Here is a 732-nt window from a genome sequence, read left to right as displayed (position 1 = left end):
TTGAGCTTTTGCCAAGGCTACTAAATGCTGACGGAATTCGTAGTGATAGGGTCCTGAAGCGTCTTTGACACAGATGGATACCGTGTATTCATCCGTTGCTTGGTCATCTCCCATAGCCCCCATATCCACTGCCAAGTATTCGACCACTTCAGCCGGAATACTAGAATTAGCCCCATGCCCCACTTCTTCAAAGACTGAAAAGGCAAAGGTGGTCGTTACTGGCAATTGGATCTGTTCTTCCTTGTACACGCGCAGAAGATTCAAGAGAATAGCCGCACTCACCTTGTCATCTAAGTGACGAGATTTGATAAAGCCGGTGTCTGTCACAATGGTCCGGGGATCAAAGCTGACAAAATCACCCACTTCAATGCCAAGGGCACGGGTTTCTTTTTCATTGGTCACTTTTTCATCCAGACGGACTTCCATATTGTCCTGGGTCCGCTCTACAGTTCCCGCATCCTTGTAGACATGGCAAGAAGTCTGATGGACCAAAATCGTCCCCGAATGGGTCTTTCCTGTATTGGCTACATGGACCGTACAATTTTCCCCTTCAATCATATTCCATGGGAAACCACCGATACGGTCCAACTTGAGACGGCCATCTGGTTTCACCGCGCGGACAATAGCCCCCAAGGTATCCACATGGGCTGTGACATAGCGTTGTTTGTCTGTGATCACACCAGGCACGGTTACATTCACGCCGCCCTTAGCAGTCCGAGTTACTTCGTACCC

At 49.2% G+C, this 732-nt stretch carries 1 protein-coding gene; it reads right to left on the bottom strand.

Annotated features, from left to right (window positions below; translation table 11 throughout):
- Nucleotides 1-732 (bottom strand): M42 family metallopeptidase (locus SPADD19_RS02635; protein ID WP_241496430.1); only part of this gene is annotated, 732 nt, incomplete at both ends.

The sequence above is a fragment of the Streptococcus parasanguinis genome, from assembly GCF_001578955.1.
GTDB lineage: Bacteria > Bacillota > Bacilli > Lactobacillales > Streptococcaceae > Streptococcus > Streptococcus parasanguinis_U.
Note: the sequence above shows the minus strand (reverse complement) of the source record. Positions and strands in the feature narration are given on the sequence as shown.